A 19,069-nucleotide genomic window follows, 5' to 3' on the forward strand; every position below is an offset into this window, starting at 1 on the left:
TTTATTGCATACTCCAGCGATAGCTCTGTATTAATTTAAGATGTTCATCATCTTCAATATCACTAGGTCGCCAAGCTGAAACGTAATAAGGATTATTGGGATTAATTCTAGTTAGAGGTATATTTTTTTTGTGAAAAGAATCGATCCCTTTCGTTGAATTGTTAATATGAAATTTAGCACAGTTAATAGGTAATATTTCCAGCTTATCTTCAACCCATTTGATCTCTAATAAATCATCAGCACTATCCCATAATTCAGTTCCATAAGGTGCAGAACTAAATCTCATATTACTGTCTTTATTAAGGATTCGAATATTATTTAGAAAATGATAGTGGTCATTACCTTCTTCTTGAACCACCAATACTTGTTCAAATTTAATAAAACTATCAGGAGCTGCATTTTTATCGCAAAAAGGACAAATTTGATCTACTTCATGTTCATTATAAAAAAATTGATGACGACAAGACTGACAATCAAGTGTTTTATCTACAGCTTGTTGTAATACTGCTCTCCATTGGCTTAACGATGGGCGCTTTAACGGATTAACTTTGCCTTCTTCGAAACATTGTTGAAATAGCTTACCGATTTCTTTATTACTAACAACGTTTAGCGGAATTCCGCCCGTTGATTCGTTTGAGTCGTCTTGAGTGTCATACACCCATGAGAATTTTCCTTCAAAAGCCAGTTGCTCGCCTATTTCTGGTTCTGCATCTTCAACTCCTAAGCCCTTAAACGGGTGTTGGTGTGTTAACAATTCAAAAGCGATTACAGCAAATGCCCAAGCATCCGTCAGGCTATTAACATTCTGTTCGTTTCGTACAACTTCCGGCGCACCATAACCAGGCGTATACAGGTGGGTAACACCTTCGCGTTCGTTGAAGCAGATATTGTCACAATCAATAAACCAAACTTGCGAATGATTTATTGATTGTGAAACAAAAATGTTAGCTGGAGATAAATCACCGTAAGCATAACCTCGAGAATGCAATTCAGATAATGTTTTTGCAATTTCTAAGAGCAGTTTGATTCGTCTCGATACGCCACCAGTTTGTAAATATTGTTCTGTGCTTTCATTGTCTTGAAGGTCATTAAAACTAGTATTTAAGACTTCTTCTAATGGGATAAGCCCATCCATTAATTCCATTACATAGCCATGCTTTGGTTTAACAATCGCAACTTGCGGTAATGCCATATTTAAATCACTAAGATTCTGTTGACCAATCCATTTTATTTGTTTGAGTATTTTCTCGATTTTCTTTGGATCTCTGGTATTAACAACCTTAACTAGCGTACCTGAACGGTCTGTACTACAAACCATTCCTTGACCACCTTCGCCAATCTTTCCTGTCAGTTCGTATTCATTTCCCTGACTGTCATAAACAATTTTTTTTTTATTTTTTGTCATTGTAAATTACCATAGTTAAACTTTTATCATCGGTATGATTTGGTGTAGGCCAATTGATTAACATCTGTTTTAAATGCTTTTTTATCCGTCTTGATGATTTATTTTTTGAGTACTCCATCAAGGCTTGAGTAAATGAAGAATGTTCAATAATGTCTTCGCTTATTCCATCACTTACAAGTAGAAGACTATTATCTTCATCAGATAATATTCCTTCGCTAATTGACCAATCACTAAACTTTTTAGATAGGCCTAAACCTGTTGTGACATTAGAAAATTCATCGTTTATTGTTGGTGTGATTACTTTAGATGGAGTGCAGATAATCCCATCACCTAACTGAAACGTCCGATAATTCCCTTGATGATCACCCCAAGCAATTAATACTGTCGTTACAGCATCATTAGGAGTGACCTTCATCGTTTTTAAAGAATTAAGCCAGTGTTGGTACAATCCTGAAATTATCGACTTAGCTGTTGCATCAAATAGTGAATTCCGAAGAACATTTTTAATCGAGATAATTGCGGTACGTGCCCCAACATGAGCCAGAGGCCTTGAACCCATGCCGTCACAAACGATAATTGCCCAGTTATGTTTGTCACCGTAATGGCCAACAGCATCTTGATTGGGCAAATCATCAACGATATGCCCTGGTCCAATTACTGATGTTTTAATTAGCTTTAGCATTTGCTAAAAATCTAAATCAAAATCGTCTTCGACTAATTCGCCCGTATTCACTTCAGCAAATTCAAGTTTCATCGGTTGGTTTGGGGATTGGCTTTTAGAGTGATTAGAAACACTCATGGTAACCGCGCGGAAAAAGCGATGAATATCACTTGCATTTTTGGCATGAAAGACAGGAGCTTCAATGTCATTGTTAAATTCAGATAACACGCTGTCATCTGCATCAGCACCAATGGATAATGAAAAGCGAGTCGCTTTTTGAGCACGTTCACTATTAATTAATTCATTGAATGCTGAATTATAATCATCTGTTGGATGCCCGTCAGACAATAGAATAATTACAGGTCTATAAGCGCGCGATGGGATAATTTCTTTATCTTCGATTAACTCTTTCGCTAATCTGCACGCTTGGCCAAGAGGAGTCCCACCAGTTGCATTCAACTCTTCTATTTGTTCAATTTGATGAGCCGGTGTTAGATTCAAATGGACTTGAGCTTGACCACCAAACGTTATTACTGAAACATTAATTTCAGCTCTGCTTCTGCTTTCTTCAGAAAAACTTTCGATCATATCGCGAAGAGATTGATTGAGAGAGTCAATTTTACCATCAACTGACATACTGCCACTAGTGTCTGCCATGATAATGACAGGGAGAGGTCGCGCTTTATTGGCAACAAATTTGTTTAAAGACATTTATATTCCTTTATTTGGAAATTGATAAGTTAAAATCAATACTAATGTATTAAAATTTTAAATGAACTTCACAAGCTTGCGATAACAGACGTTGGTAAAACAGGTAAGCTAAGTTCTTTATATAAGTAGCCGACTACTTTTTCGGCAAAGCAACGCAGCTTAACCAATGAGCTTTGCGGATCGGTAATCGCATAATCCTCTGCAAAAGCGGCTAACTGGTGTAGCTCTGGCCACTTAGGCTGAATATGTTCAAAGTTCATTGATTGCTTCATTCCTGATTACTTCCTTATCAACTAATTTACCATGCGTTATTATTTTTATGCGTTTGCAAGCTTGTGAATATTAAGCCGTTATATTTATTTTTATATTGTGTGTTACTGCGCTTAACCAGTAGCTTGTTTCAAAGCTTTGGTTATTGGAGTCAATCGCTATTTTTTTAGCAAGCTCGTTGGGTAACACCTTATTTATTTTACTCTTTATGCGGCTGCAAGTTTGCTGCACAAAGGTTTTTTCCATTACCTTTAAATTACTGTGCAAACCATCTCTAAAATCTTCGGGCTCTATGCCAAACGTATCGCGGAATATACGTAAATCACTACTATTTTGCTGTAAAAGCATGAGATATTCTTTGCTGTAACGCAAAGACTCTTCAAAATCACGACCCACAACTAGCTTTTTATGTTCACTTTGGCTGTATTGGTTTAACCATAAATAAAAGGCGGTTTCTTTTGCGGTAAGTTTAATTTCGATACCTGCAAAGGTGAGCGTTTTTGCTTTTGCGTTTACTTCAAGGGTTAAATCTTTTTTATGAGCTGAATTTAAGCTTGCTACTGTTTGGCTAAATGATGCACTTTGCATATTTGCAATGAGGGTTTCGTCGATAGATTGTCGCATTCGCACAAATGGGATCTCAGCAAGAGTTACCTTTGCATTAATACAATTGACCTGCGCGCCATTTTTACCATCAATAATGTGGTCGTAAGGTGTTGGGTAGTAAAAGTCTCTAACAAATTCAAATTCGTTATTCACAAATACATGACTGAGCGAATCTTGCTCGCGACCCAATAATGACATGGCATAACCTAAATAAAACGCCATTGTTTTACGCCCACCCGCAATAGACGCATGAATACTAATATCGTTTTTATTGGTAAGTTCAAACACTTTACGCGTAATAAAGTCGGCCATGTAAGTTTGTTCTATTTCAGATTTAGCATCATTAATAGGTTGGCCTTTGTCATCTTCTATTAGCCATATATTTTCATCGGGAAGTTTAATATTAGGAAGTTGGTAATCTGCTATTAGTTTAGCTAAATGACCTTGCTCAAATAATCCATTAGTAAGCATTGGCTTTGTGCTTTTTGTAGTAATAACAAAAATCTCTTCGGGAATAGGCTTACCTTGCTGATAAAGCGCAAAAAGAGTTTCGGTTAATACTTGTGGGCTTGCACCAGTAACAATTAGTAGGATATGTTTCATCAAGAATCCTTTTGTATGAGATAATTGTATTTTACCCCAAAGGCGGCTTAAGTAAAACTAGAAGTAACATATGTTATTGAGTTAATTAATTTATATTGTGTTTTTAAACATCATTTTGTTAACTTTAAATAAGCTTACACCTATTTAAAGTTAACATTGTTTTGGTATAACTATTTTTTGTTTGCTTTTTTTGCCTGTTTTTTAGCTATTTTTTGCTTTTTACGATTGGGTTGTTTAAATGTTGTTGTATGAGTAACAAAGGAATTATCGCGCATTAGTGCCTTGCCTACAGGAAGTTTTAAAAATTGTTTAGCTTTTTCGTATCCCAGTTGGGCCGACTCTTTTATTAACGCTTTTAACCCAAAGCTGCATTTTACTTTGCCACAGCTTGCTAGCTCTTCTTTCATCAGCATTGCTATTTCAAACTGAATTTGTGCTTTTATTTTTATATTTTTTTCTAACTTTATTGCGACACAGCCAATCTCTATAGCCGTTACTCTATGTTCGGTGTGCTCTTTTAGTATGCTAAATAACCGAGTTTGATAATACACTGTACTCGGCAAGTTTTTATAATTATTAATAAGCTCGCTAACTACATTTAATTTTGGTGTTTTACCCCAGTAACCAAAGTAATCACAAAATGCTTTTAAATACTGATAGCCAGGTGCTTGCGTTGCTTGCGCTGTAATTAACGCCGTACGCGCTCGTTTTTTTGCTAAATCATCTTCTTTATCTATTAACCATAATTCGAGTTTGCTTGCTGCATCTATGGTAAATGAGTTGATTTCCTTGTGCTCAACCCCCTGCTTTACCCAATTATTATAAATACTATCATCTGATCTATAGTGTTTTTTCTGCAAAGTAATAATAGCTTGATGATGACCATGCTTTGCAGACTCCTCACAAAGAATCCACGCCCTTTTAGGCTGACCTATTATATTTAAATAATTAGCATATAAAAAGTATGATTTACCCGTAGTGCATTCTTTTATAGCCTGTTTATAACAATACTCTGCATTTATAGTTTTAGACTCTTCTAAAAATTTTTGCTCGTAAGCTTGTGCATATAGTTGCCATGTACCCGAAGCATTTAATGAATGCGCTCGAGATAACCAATACTCTAAGTCTTTTTTATTTAACTGATTATAAGCCTTTTTACTTTTTATATTGCTCACAATAGATACTTGATTTTTTATTGAGAGCAATTGCGAATACGCTTGTTCTGCAATTGCTAAGTTTGCTTGGGGGCATCCATTTAAAGCAAGGTTTACATTAGAAACGGTATTTTCTAAAACAGGCTCTTGCCATATAGCCTGCTCTCCTAGCTCATTTGCTAAATTAAAGTAAGAAAACTGAGCAAGCTCAAAAATAGCCTTAAGTGTTTGCTTTACTTGTGTACGGCTACTACTAACAACTGAACGCCAACTCCCTTCCCACTCCTGAGATGCGTGAACCCCATGATTAGTGCTCGTTCTTATTAGATTTAATTCATCAATAATATAAGTTGGGACCGTAGATAAAAGCTTTAACTGATTTATTTTTTGACTGAGATCTGTGCTTTTTGCTAATTTTAAATTGAAAAATTGTGCTGTCTGATGACACCAAACCTCAGCAAATAAGCGAGCTTTTAGTAAAGCGCAACTATGGTCGGTTGAATAATAATATTCCATTTCGTTTGCTAAACGATATAGTTCCGGAAAAGTTGATTTAATAAATTCAAAATTGGTGATCGAAACTGAATGAGTTGTTTGTTGCATTGTTAACATTATTTAAGCCTTGTGTACTTTAAGGCCTTTAATATTAAATTAAAAAATTTATTAAAGAGGATCGCAAGCTTGCAAAGTAGTTTTAACTATTTTGTTTAATACAAGGAAATATCATTCATAGCATACTTATTTATGTTTGCCGTACTGCTTTAGAAGACTCAAAACATACCTTAGAAATAAAATGATCTTTACTTTTAAAGTTTATTTAACGTGCTTTTCGTCCCCACATTGTTATTTTTAAATTTATTGTGCTCAACCACTGCTGATCTAAAAGCCTTTTTATAAAACTTTAAATACCATTTTTTACAGGGATCTACCTCGGCTAATTCTCGTACTATACTATTTGGGCTATTAGTATAGTATTGAGTAATCAGTGTATTTTGTTTTCATTCTAAATAATCATTAAAGGAGCAATTGTATGAGTGATAAAAGATGTCCTTTTGACCATACCCCTCTCACCACTAACAGCGGTGCGCCTGTTGTTGATAACCAAAATAGTATGACCGCTGGTAAGCGTGGGCCATTACTTGCTCAAGACGTTTGGCTAAATGAAAAGCTGGCAAATTTTGTACGCGAAGTTATTCCAGAGCGCCGTATGCATGCAAAGGGCTCTGGCGCGTTTGGCACATTTACTGTTACTAACGACATTAGTAAGTATTCTTGTGCAAAAATATTCAGCGAAGTTGGTAAAAAAACCGAAATGTTTGCTCGATTTAGTACGGTTGCTGGTGAACGTGGCGCTGCTGATGCTGAACGTGATATTCGTGGGTTTGCATTAAAGTTTTATACCGAAGAAGGCAATTGGGATATGGTTGGTAATAATACCCCTGTATTCTTTTTACGTGATCCACTTAAATTCCCAGATTTGAATAAAGCGGTAAAGCGCGATCCTCGTACTAATATGCGCTCTGCAACTAACAATTGGGACTTTTGGACTTTATTACCTGAAGCGCTCCATCAAGTAACAGTTGTAATGAGTGATCGTGGTATACCTGCCTCGTATAGACATATGCATGGTTTTGGCTCACACACCTATAGTTTGTGGAATGAAGCCGGTGAGCGCTTTTGGGTGAAATTTCATTTTCGTACACAGCAAGGTATTAAAAACTTAACCGATGCAGAAGCTGCTGAAATAGTTGCTATGGATCGTGAAAGTAATCAAAAAGATTTATTTGAATCGATTGAGCGCGGCGACTTCCCTAAATGGAAAATGTATGTGCAAATTATGCCTGAAGCCGAAGCTGATAACGTGCCGTATCACCCTTTTGATTTAACTAAAGTATGGCCTAAAGGTGATTACCCACTGATTGAAGTAGGTGAGTATGAGTTAAATAAAAACGCTGATAACTACTTTGCTGACGTAGAGCAAGCTGCTTTTGCACCGAGTAATTTAGTACCTGGAATTGGTGTATCACCAGATAAAATGCTACAAGCCCGTTTAATTAACTACGCTGATGCACAGCGCTACCGTGTAGGCGTGAATCATAATCAAGTGCCGGTAAATCAACCTCGCTGCCCTGTTAATAGCAATGCGCGCGATGGACAAGGCCGTGTTGATGGTAACTATGGCGCAAGGCCACACTACGAACCGAATAGCTTTGGCCAGTGGCAAGAGCAGTCACAATATGTTGAACCGCCACTTAAAATTAATGGCGATGCTAAACATTACGACTTCCGTGAAGACGATAGCGACTACTTTAGTCAGCCACGCGCTCTTTTTAACTTAATGAATGATGAGCAAAAACAAGCGCTATTTAGTAATACGGCGGCACAAATGGGTGATACCTATGACTTTATTAAATATCGTCATATTCGTAACTGTAATCAGTGCGATCCTGCCTATGGTGAAGGTGTTGCTAAAGCCCTTGGAATGACGGTTGCTGATGCAATAAAAGCACGTGAAACAGACCCTGCAAAACATTTACCTGGCTGCTTATAAACTATTAGTTATATCTAAATTTTGATATTACAGCTAGAAACACAGTTTTAATAAGCAAGGATGCTTTGTAATATTTGCTGCCCTTAAAGGGCAAATGATTTTATTGGCTTAATAGTGTAACCCGGTCTATTTGTGAGTTTTATGCTAAAACGCAGTTATTGCTAGCTGGCTTTTCTAACAAAAAGCCAGCTAATTACAGCAGTAATAAATGTAGTTAACCTTAGTCTGTGGTTTAATTTATATAACCTATTTAAATAATGCACTTATATATTCTCCCTTATACCAGTTCCACTACATAATTAACCTTCTCTATTCATGACAGCTAATCATAAAAAACTCAAAACCGTTTTGCTGCTCGCTTAAGTCTTGATTAAAGCCAGCCGACACATATAAAAAACCATCATCTGCTACAAGCTGTTTAAGCTTATTTACACTATCAGAAAAGTCATCCATAAAATTAGTCTCGGAGTTTTCAAGCAACTTTTTATGCCCAAATAAAGCCTTTGGTGTGTACTGATTTGATTTAACAAATTCAGTTAACGTATCTTGATTAGAAAAGGTTTTAAAACCATGTTTACACTCGGCTAAAAATGCTAATAAATCCGCAAAGTCAAATTCAACAAATGTTGACTCTTCCATTATCCGAATAAAGGTTAAAATTAAATCATTTGAAAAAGTATCACCAAACTGACTTTTAATTGACTCTGTTATGTCATTTTTAACTTCAAGCGGGAATGCTTTATAACTTTTCATACTAAACTCCTTTTATTGATATATTTAACTTATGTATTTAAATACGCCATGTATTTAATCGCCAAATTTTTAATTGCTTATAAATGCATTTTTAAAGTGTTGAATAGGCTACCTCAAACCACAGTATTATGCCTTAGATTTATTTGTAAATAAGATTGATTAATAAATGCGTTTTTGTTTGCAATAATACGCTAGGTATTTATCAATAGAGAAATGTATATCAATACCTTACATGAAAAGTGAAGCCAATTTGACAAGCTTCTTGAAGGGAGTTATCTTACCAATTAGTATTATAAAATTACCAATTAACTTACGATTACAAAGTAGGCGTAAAGTAGCCTTATTAATTTTCTATTGTGGCAACATTATGAATTTACAACAATTTAAATCAGAGGATATGAAAATGAAAAGGCGCAGACGTTTTTGGACAATTGTTGAAAAATTAGAAACCGCGATAGATCAAGGCATTTATCCTGTGGGTACACGGTTACCAGCAGAGCGTGAGTTAGCCGAAATTCACCAAGTAAGCCGCCCAACTATACGCGAGGCAATTATTGCACTTGAAGTCAGAGAGCGCGTTGAAGTAAAAACGGGATCTGGTGTTTTTGTTACTGACACTAAAAAGTCAGAAAGCTTCGCTAAACCAATTAGTGCATTTGAGCTAACTCAAGCCCGTGCTTTGGTTGAAGCAGAGGCTGCAGCACTGTCTGCCGCAACGATACAAAGTGAAGAGTTAGCGTTGTTAAAACAAACACTTGATGACATGCGTATTGCTGAAACCGCGAATGCAGCCGATCAACGTTTTCATGAAATTATTGCGCAATCAACCCGCAATAACGCTATTGTTTTAACAATTAATAATCTTTGGAAGTTGAGATTAACCGAACCTGAAATTATCTCGGCTCATGAAGATGTTTGTTCGCAAAGTAACGAGCAACGAATACAAGAACACACTGCTATATACGAAGCAATTGCATCGCATGACTCATCAGCAGCAAGAAAAGCAATGCATAACCACTTTAACCGATTAATTAACGCATTATTTGCAGCGAGTGAAGCTAAAGCGCTTGAAGAGATAAAGCGTAAAACAGATGAAACGCGTGGATTGTATTCTATTACCCATTTAACCCACTAAGTTAGTGTGTTCACCAAATAAAAAAGGCTCTAAATTAGAGCCTTTTTTGTGTTAGTTGCTTTAATTTAGAACTTAAAGCTCATACCCAAGAATAAGCGTGGGCCGTAGTCATTCACTTCACCTAAGTTCCCCTCAACAAAGAAGTCTTGTGATTTAGGTGCACTAAATAAGTTAATTGCCTCTGCTTTAATTCTAATGTGCTCATTAATTTTATAAGATGCGCGCATTTCCCACACCCCTACCCCGTCTACATAACGTAAGCGAGTACCATTAGATGTGTAAGGTTGGAAGTATTCGCTACGGTATTTGTAAATAACCGCGGTATCAAATCCACCAATTTGGTAGTACAACTGGCTACTAAATACATGCTTTGAAAAGCCAGGTACTGAAGCTGGTGGAATAATACCTGCTTGCAGTTGAGTTGAATTTCCATCTACATCAGTTTCATACGTGTCGCCGTATAAACTATCTTGGAACTCAAAATCAGTGTCGGCAAAGTTATAACCAAACTTCATACCAATTCCGTTATCCCAGCGATATGAAAATGAGGCTTCAAGGCCTAATATTTCGCTATCTTCGTCAGAGGTAACAGAGTTAGTAATGGGCAAAGATACTGTTTCACCGCCCACAATAAAGTCTTCAATAACTGTTTGCAGTTGAAAACCGCCTTGGAACTGTTTGTAGTAAAGGCTTAACGCAAAAATCGAGTCTTCATTTGGGTACCATTCAAAAGCGGCATCGTAGTTCCACGACATAAGTGGTTGAGTATTTGGGTTACCAGAACCATTTACGCCTACTAGTAAATCACTAATTGATGTTGCAGTACCTTCTTTATCTTCTTCAAATGTACGGCTGTAACCTAAATTTGATGGATCAGCACGCGACATACCACGGTATATACCCGCCCGAAGTAAAATATCTTCACTGTAATCAATAACTAAGTTAAAGCTTGGTAAGTATTTAGTGTAATCGCCACCACTTTGTATTCTATCTAATAAGCCTGAACTTGATTCAACAAGAGAAAGCACACCTGTGTCACTTGTTACTATATCAAAGCTATTTCTAAAACCAATCGACGTAACTTCTGTATCTACAATACGAAGACCAAAGTTACCGCGAATAAACTTACCAAACATTTCAGTATCATAATTAGCCATTAAATATACTGATGTTGTTTTTTCGGTTACATCTATTGTACCTGTATTTTCGTACTCAACATCGGGGTAAGCAAACTGCCCGTCTACGTTAGAGCCGGCAACTGCTTGAGAAAAACAAACGTTATCGTAGGTTGCCCATGATGAGCCTGTACCAGTGCCTATTGCATTACCATCAGCATCTATATTGGTTACAATATTGCCATCAGATACGCCTGATAAAAAACCTGATTCAGGGAAGTCGATTTGACATCCTTGTAGCACATTAAGCGCATCAGTGCCTGAATCTAACGTAAATTCGTTTCTTGAACCATTACCTTGGCTGCCACCAAATTGCACAAAGCTCAATTCTGATGTTCTAATGCCGCCCTTAATACTAGTAAAAACATTACCCTCGAGTAAGTAATCAAAATCTAGTCGAGCTGACATAACTTCGTTCTCACGAACGTTTTCACGATCTAAACGTGTTCTTAAGCTATCTGTAAAGTTTGAAATATCGGTAACATCAAAGTCTGTTAACGTAAAGTGAGGTATTTCTGTGCCCATATCCCAGGTAAAGAATTTTTGGCTTGAAGTCCTACCGCGGTTAGATATTTGCAGCTCTTCTCGTTCAGTTTTTGAATAGGCTAAATCTAAGTCAACTGTTAATCTATCGGTAACAGTATGTTCAATGTTTATGCCGTAGCCTTGGTAGTTTTCTTCACGAGAAAATTGCTCACCCGCCGACTCTATGCGCTCTTCACCTTCCCAATGCAAAATACCACCTACATCATTGGTAACCAATGTAGGGCCTGTTATACCTGGTGTAGCACGTTTTTGTAAAAAGATTAGATCGTGACGCGCTTCTTGTTGTGTTCTATCTGATATTTGCGTATCAATGTTAATATCCCACGCAGCCGATGGCTGGTACTGTAATGCAAAAAACACCGCATCACGCTCATCAGACGTTTCATTTTGACGAAAGCTGCGGCTACTGCCAGTCCAAGCATATGGAGTACCGTCACTTTCTGCTTTACCAGTTTGCGAGTCTATTTTGGTTTGATAACCTTGGTTTTTTAATTCATCGCCCGCTACTTGGTCTTCACAGTCGCCAGCTTTACTGCGATAAAATCCCTCATTGGTATTGTTAGGATCGTTTATACAAGCCCATAATGATGAACCCGATGGGCTAGAGCTTCTATATTCAGCTTCTGGTTGGCTAATATCTTGGCGCTGTACACCAAACGACACACCAACGGCTTGGCCATTGTCAAATTCAAACTGATCTACATAACTAAACGTACCGCGATAGCCCATATCACTTTGTAGTGAGTTATCTACGTTACCTTCATCTGGGTTGTAATTTAATTTAACTTCGCCAGATATACTTTGCTTACCAAAGTCGAGCGGAGTAATGGTTTCAAGTGCAATTACACCTGCTACCCCACCTTCTATCATTGATGCGTCTTGGGTTTTATATATGGCTACTTTTTTTACCAGCTCAGATGGAAACTGTGAAAAGTTAACTGAGCGATCACCACTACCATTAGTCGCTTCACGGCCATTAATATGTGTTGCACTTAAGAAAGGACCAAGACCACGAATAGTTATTTCTGTTGCACCGCCATTTTCACGATGAGAGGCAGCGCCAGTAATAGATTCAAGTGCTTCACCGATAGATAACGCCGGTAAATCACCAATGTCTTCTGATGAAAGGCCATCGACCACAGTAGTTGATTCGCGTTTAATTGCTATTTGGTCTTGTATAGTTCTACGAGTACCTGTAACACTAATAACTTCAACGTCTTCTTTTGCTTGAGTATTTTCAACGGCTTCCTGTCCATTTGCGGAAAAAACAAATGAGCCTAATACACCTGTAATAACGCTGTTTTTAATTAATTTAGCTACTGGGCTAAGTTTAAATCGATTACGAACTTGTTTGTACGCTTCAACATTATTTATATGTTTTTTGTTCAACGCCATTACAAATTCTCCTTTCTAGTTGTGTGTGAAGTGTGTTGCTAGCCGTTTATTTGTGTAAATGAACTAAGGCAGCTATTTTTTGTTAAAGGACTTTTATTACTGCGTTTATTATTAGGTGTGGTTTTTTCTTTAACGCTAAAAATTTGTAAATCAATTTTTCACGCTACAAACCCACTTACATTACCAAATAAAAACCTATACTTTACCAATTTGTATAAATAAAACCCTACGCTGTTAACCAGCTTGGTCATATAACCATAATAAAATAACTTTTGCCACTAAAAACAATCAAAAAAAGAACAATTAATTCACAAAAGAATAACGAAACAAGCATAAAACGCCCACAAACAACTTACCAGCAACGGCTTCTTGTTATTACCAATTTATTACCCTGTATTGGTATTTACTTGAGGCTATTAATTTAAGTAAGGCTTTTAAGTGTGATTTATTAAGGTATGAGTAATTAAGGAGTAATAAGGAGGAGCAAAAAATAAAATTAACGCGAGTTTACCCTCTAATGGGCTCGATAACTGCTTATGCGTTATTTTAGCCTTACACCCATGCAAGAGCCGAGTAAGCCGACTCAAGTAAACGTGGGGTAATGCGCGTTACCTACATCTATGTGGGTAACGCACAAAAGAGCAACCAAATAGCATGTATTGGCCTTAACACATCGCTACACGTTTTATATACACTAATATTTAGCATTACTGTTATAAACAGTGCTATTAAAATATTCAGCTGGCGCTATAGAGCCTAAAACAACAGGCACTCGCTGGTGCAAGTTAGTCGGGGCTATATTTAATATTCGGGCCCCTTTTGAAGTGGCTTTACCGCCGGCATTTTCTACTAATAAGGCTAATGGGTTTGCTTCATAGAGGAGTCTTATTTTTCCATTTTCATTACCAGCGCGGTTATCTTGTGGATATAAAAATAACCCGCCACGGCATAAAATACGATGTACATCTCCCACCATAGCAGCGTTCCAACGCACTGAGCTTTTATCAAAGCTTTTACATGTATACAGCAACTTGTCAAAATATACCTGTGTAGGCTCATCCCAATAGCGATAGTTAGCCATATTTACGGCAAACTCACTGCTTTGCTCTGGCACACTAAGTTGGCTATTTGTTAGTAAGTAACCGCCGTGTGTAGAGTCTAATGTATAACACCGTGTAGGGCCGCCAGTACTCATTACAAGTAATGACGAGGGGCCGTAAAGCACATAGCCCGCGCAAACTTGGTTTGCACCTAATTGGTTAAATTGCTCATCGCTATCATAGGGCACATCATCTCGGGCTAAATAAATAGTAAAAATAGTGCCTATTTGGCCATTTACATCTATGTTAGAAGAGCCGTCAAGTGGGTCAAATGCCACTATAAACTTACCCTCTGGGTTGGCTCCGACTGCGTGATCTTCTTCTTCTGACGCTACAGTTCTCACTGAGTTGTCGTCTAGCAAAATATCTTTAAGTAGTTGATTGGCTATTACATCAAGCTTTTTTTGCACTTCACCTTGAATGTTTTCATTTAAGGTTGAACCCAAAACACCGGCCAATTCACCTTGGCTTACTCTAAAAGCAATTTCTTTGCTGGTCGCTAAAATTGTACGAATAAGTAAAATAAGATCGGTTTGTACGCCATCTTCTTTTAATACTGTATTTAGTCTTTTCATGCGCTATACCTATTTACACAATTTAGATCGTTAAAACACTGAACAAGCCTTGCAACCATACTATGCTCTGAATGGCGAAGCCATACGCGTGGATCATAGTATTTTTTATTGGGTTTATCGTCCCCATCTGGGTTACCAATTTGGCCTTGTAAGTACGCTTGCTTGCTAGTGTAATAATCTAAAATACCGGTCCAACACGCCCATTGGGTGTCGGTATCAATATTCATTTTAACTACGCCATAGGTTAAAGATTCAACAATTTTGTCGTACTCTGAGCCACTACCACCATGAAATACAAAGTTAATTGAGTTAGGGGGTAAATTAAATTTATTTGATACGTAAGCTTGTGAATCTTTTAAAATGGTTGGTGTAAGTACCACGTTACCCGGCTTATAAACACCATGAACGTTGCCAAAAGACGCCGCAATAATAAAGTTAGGGCTTATTTTGCTTAATCGCTCATACGCGTAAGCAACATCTTCAGGTTGCGTATACAGTGCAGAACTGTCTAGGTGAGAGTTATCAACACCATCTTCTTCGCCACCGGTACAACCAAGTTCAATTTCAAGCGTCATCCCTATTTTGCTCATGCGCGCTAAATAACGCGCACATATCTCTATATTTTCTTCTAAAGGTTCTTCAGATAAATCTATCATATGCGAGCTAAAAAGTGGTTTGCCCGTTAACTCAAAGTGCTGTTCACCTGCATCGAGCAAACCATCTATCCAAGGTAGTAACTTTTTAGCAGCATGATCTGTATGTAGCATTACGGGTATTTCATAATGCGCAGCAACTGTATGTACATATTTAGCCGCACTAACTGCGCCAAGTACTGCAGATTGTTGCTCAGGTAATACCAAACTTTTACCACAAAAAAATTGTGCGCCGCCATTAGAAAGCTGAATAATAACAGGCGAGTTCATTTTTTTTGCAGCTTCAAGCGTTGCATTAATAGACGTTGTACTAACAACATTTACCGCAGGTAAAGCATACTGATTAGCACGTGCATGTTCGTATACAATTCTTACATCGTCGCCAACTACTACACCTGGCAATATTGCCGGGGCTAAATCTTTCATTGTTTGTTCCTTAGTACTTTAATGCTTGAATACACGAGTCAGTAATTGCTTGCCAGTTTTCTTGTGCAACCCACTCTTTATTTGCGATCCAAGTACCACCCACAGCAAATACATTATTTAAAGATAAGTAATCCATTTTATTTTGCTCGCTTACGCCACCTGTAGGACAAAAGCTAGCAGCTCTAAATACTGACGATACAGCCGATACGAATGGTGCACCACCAGCGAGCGATGCAGGGAATAATTTTTGCTCTTCAAAACCGTACTCAAGCGCCATTAAAATGTCACCCGTGTTAGACACACCAGGAAGTACCGGTACATTGCATTTTGTTAGCGCGGCTAATAATTGCGGAGACACTGCTGGCGTAACAATAAAGTCGGCACCTGCTGCAAGTGCTTGCTCTAAAATGTCAGTATTTATTACTGTACCAGCACCTACTTTAAGCGCTGGCACCTGCTCTTTAATAGCTTTTAATGCATCTAACGATGCATCAGTTCTAAGTACTACTTCAACCAAAGTAAGGCCAGCATTGGCCATAGCTTGAGCTATTTTAACGCCTTGCTCTGGTGTGTCGGCTTGAATTATAGGCAGTAATGTTTGCCCTGACATAAGTTCAGAAAAGCGAGTCATAACCTTGTTCCTTTATTAAAGATAATGCGGCCGAACTGATGCGGCCTTTAAATTTAGTTAAATACCGGCTTCAGCCATTGCTAACTGAAATATATCTTTTGGCACAATAGCCCCGGGTTGTTGTATAACTGCACCGGCGGCTTTTGCAGCAAGTTGTACTGCGTTTTCAATAGTTAGCCCCGATAAACGCGCACCTAAATATACACCGTTAAAAGCATCACCCGCGGAGGTTGTATCAACAACATTTTTAACCGGTATAATAGTATGGCTCTGAAGTGTATTGTCGTGTTTTGTCACAACTGATGCTGGACCATTTTTAACAACAATTTCTTCAATTTTATATTTTTGTAAGTATTCAATAACCGCATCTACGCTATGCACATTATAAAGTGTGGCTAAATCTTCAACGCCTGGCAGGGTAATGTCTGCAACAGAAAACGCTAAATGATACTGCGCTTTCGTCTCCTCTGTGTTTTTCCATAAACGCGCTCTGTAATTGGGATCAAATACTATTTTTACTCCGGCATTTTTGAGCTGCGTTACAATTTGCCAAAAGCGCTCACGCGCTCCTTCTTCTATTACAGCGAGTGAAATACCCGAAAAGAAAAACATATCACCTTGTGAAAGTTGCTCAACAAGATCGGGAGTTAAAAAATCAACAATCTTTTTAGCGGCAGCATCACTGCGCCAATAAATAAAGCTACGCTCGCCATGCTCATCCGTTTCTATGTAATACATGCCCGGTACTTTGGTATCGTGAGCAAATACAAACTGAGTGTCTAACTGTTCGCTTTCAAAGCGTTCAAGCATTTTTTTACTTAAGTTATCTTGGCCTAAAGCGGTTACAACAGAGGTCGAAATTTGCGCAAAGCTACGCTTTAAATAAACGGCAGAATTATAAACATCACCTGCAAATGATTGGTGCAGTGTTGCCTCACTCATAGCTCTAAGCTCGACCATGCATTCACCAAGAAAGTAAATATTTTTCATTTTGGAAGTTATCCTATGTAGTTAACTGCTATGCGCTTTATAAAACACAGTGGCATAGCAGTTAGTATCGAGATTATTGAGGCTTTTTAAGAGGTTCTATTTTTGGAATAAGGATCCAAACAGCAGCCATTGCAATAATTGCTAATGAGGCACCAATAATAAATGCTGGCGCATAATTACCATCGGCAGTAAGTATAGGAACCAAAGATGTAAGGCCTACAGCACCTAACTTTGCCGCCATACCAGAGAAACCTGATAGTGTGCCCACAGCCTTTTTACCCAGTAAGTCACTCGGTAATGTTTGTACGTTACCAATGGCTGTTTGAAAACCAAATAAAATAACCGCCATAATAAGTACCGCTGTTACTGGGCCACCTGGGTTAGCCATTGCAAGCAGTGCCGGTAGCATAATTAAACAGCCCAATGTTATGGTAAGTTTACGTGTTTTATCGGTATTCCAACCAGATTTGAGCCTGTTTTGCGCTAACAAGCCACCAAACCATGCACCAAACATAGCACCAACATAAGGCACCCATCCGTATATACCAATAGATTTAACATCCATGCCATACACTTCGTTTAGATAAATAGGGATCCAAAAAACAAACAGCCACCAAATAGGATCAATCGCTGCCGAGGCAATAATTACGCCCCAACTTTGCTTACGACACAACAGCTCTGCGGTAGAAGGGTTGTATTCTTCTTCCTCTTCGTCTGTTACATCGCCATTATCATCAACACGTCTTTGGCCCGTTAAAATGTACTCTCGTTCTTGAGCTGTAAGCCAAGGGTGAGAGCTAGGCGGCGCTTTAACTAAAATTAACCACGGCACTAACCAAAGAAAACCTAAAACACCAATAGCAACAAACACCATTTGCCAGCTAAAGTAAATTGTTAAATAGGCAATTAAAGGGATGGCAATAATACCGCCAATTGCCGCGCCAGAATTAAAAATACCCTGTGCTAAAGCACGTTCTTTAGTCGGAAACCATTCAGCGTTACCTTTAGCAGCACCTGGCCAGTTACCTGCTTCGGCCACACCTAAAATAGCGCGGAAAAAGCTAAAGCTAAGTACACCTTGGGCAAATGCATGTGCAATTGTTGCAAGCGACCAAACACCAATTGATAAAACAAAGCCGAGTCGTGTGCCTACCCAGTCAAATATTTTACCAAATATGGCTTGGCCAAAAGCATAAGAAAACACAAACACAATAGAGATATTAGCGTATATTTGTTTACGCTCTAACGCCGATTCATCCGGGAATAAATCCTCAACTATGTCTGGCCAAAGTACACTCAGTGCCTGGCGATCGATATAATTGATAATAGTGGCAAGCGCAATTAGCGCGATAACCCACCAACGTAAGCCTTTAAGTTGCATAATTATTCCTCAATAAAGTCTTCACGAGCTGGGCTAAAGGTATCAATTAAAATACCACCCGTTGGGCAGGTTGCGCCATGATCAGCAAAAGGAGGTATTAAACAACTATCACCGGGCTTTAATATTTTAGTCACGCCATCAATATTAAAATGAAATTCACCTTCAACAACATAAGTAACTTGGGAGTGCCTATGCGCATGGTTATAGCCAATAGCCCCTTTTTCGAACCAAATTTTAACGGCCATTAGTTCTTCGTTATAACCCAGCATTTGACGCTTTAAGCCATTACCTAAGTCTTCAATTTCAGTTTCGTTGCCAAATGAAAAGTGTGCACTTTGCTTTTGCATC

Annotated in this window: 16 protein-coding genes; 2 read left to right on the forward strand and 14 right to left on the reverse strand. The window is 38.1% G+C overall.

The annotated features are described in order from the left end of the window. Window position 1 precedes the first annotated feature (1 nt). The 6 genes from RB215_RS08465 to RB215_RS08490 form a co-directional block, all read right to left on the reverse strand. Window positions 2-1,405: a protein kinase gene (locus RB215_RS08465; RefSeq protein ID WP_309216207.1), complete on the reverse strand. Its 1,404-nt coding sequence runs from the start codon at window positions 1,403-1,405 to the stop codon at window positions 2-4. After that, entirely contained in the window at window positions 1,392-2,087 is a 696-nt protein-coding gene (locus tag RB215_RS08470) for a PP2C family serine/threonine-protein phosphatase (RefSeq protein WP_309216208.1), read from the reverse strand. Before RB215_RS08470 ends, RB215_RS08465 begins: the two co-directional genes overlap by 14 nt. A gap of 3 nt (window positions 2,088-2,090) precedes the next feature. Then, window positions 2,091-2,777: a VWA domain-containing protein gene (locus RB215_RS08475; protein ID WP_309216209.1), complete on the reverse strand. Its 687-nt coding sequence runs from the start codon at window positions 2,775-2,777 to the stop codon at window positions 2,091-2,093. Between the two features lie 68 nt (window positions 2,778-2,845). Beyond that, window positions 2,846-3,049 carry a hypothetical protein gene (locus RB215_RS08480; RefSeq protein ID WP_309216210.1) on the reverse strand — a complete coding sequence of 68 codons (204 nt, stop codon included), beginning with the start codon at window positions 3,047-3,049 and terminating at the stop codon, window positions 2,846-2,848. 70 nt (window positions 3,050-3,119) lie between these two features. Next, the gene (csm6, locus tag RB215_RS08485) at window positions 3,120-4,256 is read right to left on the reverse strand and encodes a CRISPR-associated ring nuclease Csm6 (RefSeq protein WP_309216211.1); all 1,137 of its coding nucleotides are present in this window, start codon (window positions 4,254-4,256) and stop codon (window positions 3,120-3,122) included. A 170-nt stretch (window positions 4,257-4,426) separates the two neighbouring features. After that, on the reverse strand, window positions 4,427-6,022 hold the full coding sequence (locus tag RB215_RS08490) for a hypothetical protein (protein WP_309216212.1): 1,596 nt from the start codon (window positions 6,020-6,022) through the stop codon (window positions 4,427-4,429). 418 nt (window positions 6,023-6,440) lie between these two features. Between RB215_RS08490 and RB215_RS08495 the strand changes: the two genes are divergently transcribed. Beyond that, the gene (locus tag RB215_RS08495; protein ID WP_192532102.1) at window positions 6,441-7,961 is read left to right on the forward strand and encodes a catalase; all 1,521 of its coding nucleotides are present in this window, start codon (window positions 6,441-6,443) and stop codon (window positions 7,959-7,961) included. Window positions 7,962-8,270: 309 nt separating this feature from the next. On the opposite strand, the gene RB215_RS08500 is transcribed toward RB215_RS08495, so the two are convergent. Further along, window positions 8,271-8,714 carry a hypothetical protein gene (locus tag RB215_RS08500; protein ID WP_309216213.1) on the reverse strand — a complete coding sequence of 148 codons (444 nt, stop codon included), beginning with the start codon at window positions 8,712-8,714 and terminating at the stop codon, window positions 8,271-8,273. 403 nt (window positions 8,715-9,117) lie between these two features. On the opposite strand from RB215_RS08500, the gene RB215_RS08505 reads away from it, so the two are divergent. Continuing rightward, window positions 9,118-9,849: a FadR/GntR family transcriptional regulator gene (locus tag RB215_RS08505; protein WP_041454459.1), complete on the forward strand. Its 732-nt coding sequence runs from the start codon at window positions 9,118-9,120 to the stop codon at window positions 9,847-9,849. A gap of 65 nt (window positions 9,850-9,914) precedes the next feature. Here RB215_RS08505 and RB215_RS08510 read toward each other — a convergent pair whose 3' ends face one another. The 7 genes from RB215_RS08510 to RB215_RS08540 form a co-directional block, all read right to left on the reverse strand. Next, on the reverse strand, window positions 9,915-12,965 hold the full coding sequence (locus RB215_RS08510; protein WP_309216214.1) for a TonB-dependent receptor: 3,051 nt from the start codon (window positions 12,963-12,965) through the stop codon (window positions 9,915-9,917). Between the two features lie 694 nt (window positions 12,966-13,659). After that, on the reverse strand, window positions 13,660-14,640 hold the full coding sequence (locus tag RB215_RS08515; protein WP_309216215.1) for a class 1 fructose-bisphosphatase: 981 nt from the start codon (window positions 14,638-14,640) through the stop codon (window positions 13,660-13,662). Further along, a complete protein-coding gene (fbaA, locus tag RB215_RS08520) occupies window positions 14,637-15,719 on the reverse strand; it encodes a class II fructose-bisphosphate aldolase (RefSeq protein WP_309216216.1) in 1,083 nt (360 codons plus the stop codon). The genes RB215_RS08515 and fbaA overlap by 4 nt, the downstream gene beginning before the upstream one ends. Before the next feature lie 10 nt (window positions 15,720-15,729). Then, complete coding sequence (gene eda / locus RB215_RS08525; protein ID WP_309216217.1) at window positions 15,730-16,350, reverse strand: bifunctional 4-hydroxy-2-oxoglutarate aldolase/2-dehydro-3-deoxy-phosphogluconate aldolase; 621 nt, start codon at window positions 16,348-16,350, stop codon at window positions 15,730-15,732. Window positions 16,351-16,407: 57 nt separating this feature from the next. After that, window positions 16,408-17,340 carry a sugar kinase gene (locus tag RB215_RS08530; protein WP_309216218.1) on the reverse strand — a complete coding sequence of 311 codons (933 nt, stop codon included), beginning with the start codon at window positions 17,338-17,340 and terminating at the stop codon, window positions 16,408-16,410. 73 nt (window positions 17,341-17,413) lie between these two features. Further along, a complete protein-coding gene (locus RB215_RS08535; protein ID WP_011328422.1) occupies window positions 17,414-18,721 on the reverse strand; it encodes an MFS transporter in 1,308 nt (435 codons plus the stop codon). 2 nt (window positions 18,722-18,723) lie between these two features. Beyond that, entirely contained in the window at window positions 18,724-19,068 is a 345-nt protein-coding gene (locus RB215_RS08540; RefSeq protein WP_011328423.1) for a cupin domain-containing protein, read from the reverse strand. Window position 19,069: the final 1 nt, after the last annotated feature.

Source organism: Pseudoalteromonas sp. HL-AS2, from assembly GCF_031198805.1.
Lineage (GTDB): Bacteria > Pseudomonadota > Gammaproteobacteria > Enterobacterales > Alteromonadaceae > Pseudoalteromonas > Pseudoalteromonas nigrifaciens.

Excerpts from the sequence above, each read along its gene's own strand:
- RB215_RS08465 (WP_309216207.1), bottom strand. The coding sequence starts at position 1,405 with ATGACAAAAAATAAAAAAAAAATTGTTTATGACAGTCAGGGAAATGAA.
- RB215_RS08470 (WP_309216208.1), bottom strand. The coding sequence starts at position 2,087 with ATGCTAAAGCTAATTAAAACATCAGTAATTGGACCAGGGCATATCGTT.
- RB215_RS08475 (WP_309216209.1), bottom strand. The coding sequence starts at position 2,777 with ATGTCTTTAAACAAATTTGTTGCCAATAAAGCGCGACCTCTCCCTGTC.
- RB215_RS08480 (WP_309216210.1), bottom strand. The coding sequence starts at position 3,049 with ATGAAGCAATCAATGAACTTTGAACATATTCAGCCTAAGTGGCCAGAG.
- csm6 (WP_309216211.1), bottom strand. The coding sequence starts at position 4,256 with ATGAAACATATCCTACTAATTGTTACTGGTGCAAGCCCACAAGTATTA.
- RB215_RS08490 (WP_309216212.1), bottom strand. The coding sequence starts at position 6,022 with ATGTTAACAATGCAACAAACAACTCATTCAGTTTCGATCACCAATTTT.
- RB215_RS08495 (WP_192532102.1), top strand. The coding sequence starts at position 6,441 with ATGAGTGATAAAAGATGTCCTTTTGACCATACCCCTCTCACCACTAAC.
- RB215_RS08500 (WP_309216213.1), bottom strand. The coding sequence starts at position 8,714 with ATGAAAAGTTATAAAGCATTCCCGCTTGAAGTTAAAAATGACATAACA.
- RB215_RS08505 (WP_041454459.1), top strand. The coding sequence starts at position 9,118 with ATGAAAAGGCGCAGACGTTTTTGGACAATTGTTGAAAAATTAGAAACC.
- RB215_RS08510 (WP_309216214.1), bottom strand. The coding sequence starts at position 12,965 with ATGGCGTTGAACAAAAAACATATAAATAATGTTGAAGCGTACAAACAA.
- RB215_RS08515 (WP_309216215.1), bottom strand. The coding sequence starts at position 14,640 with ATGAAAAGACTAAATACAGTATTAAAAGAAGATGGCGTACAAACCGAT.
- fbaA (WP_309216216.1), bottom strand. The coding sequence starts at position 15,719 with ATGAAAGATTTAGCCCCGGCAATATTGCCAGGTGTAGTAGTTGGCGAC.
- eda (WP_309216217.1), bottom strand. The coding sequence starts at position 16,350 with ATGACTCGCTTTTCTGAACTTATGTCAGGGCAAACATTACTGCCTATA.
- RB215_RS08530 (WP_309216218.1), bottom strand. The coding sequence starts at position 17,340 with ATGAAAAATATTTACTTTCTTGGTGAATGCATGGTCGAGCTTAGAGCT.
- RB215_RS08535 (WP_011328422.1), bottom strand. The coding sequence starts at position 18,721 with ATGCAACTTAAAGGCTTACGTTGGTGGGTTATCGCGCTAATTGCGCTT.
- RB215_RS08540 (WP_011328423.1), bottom strand. The coding sequence starts at position 19,068 with ATGCAAAAGCAAAGTGCACACTTTTCATTTGGCAACGAAACTGAAATT.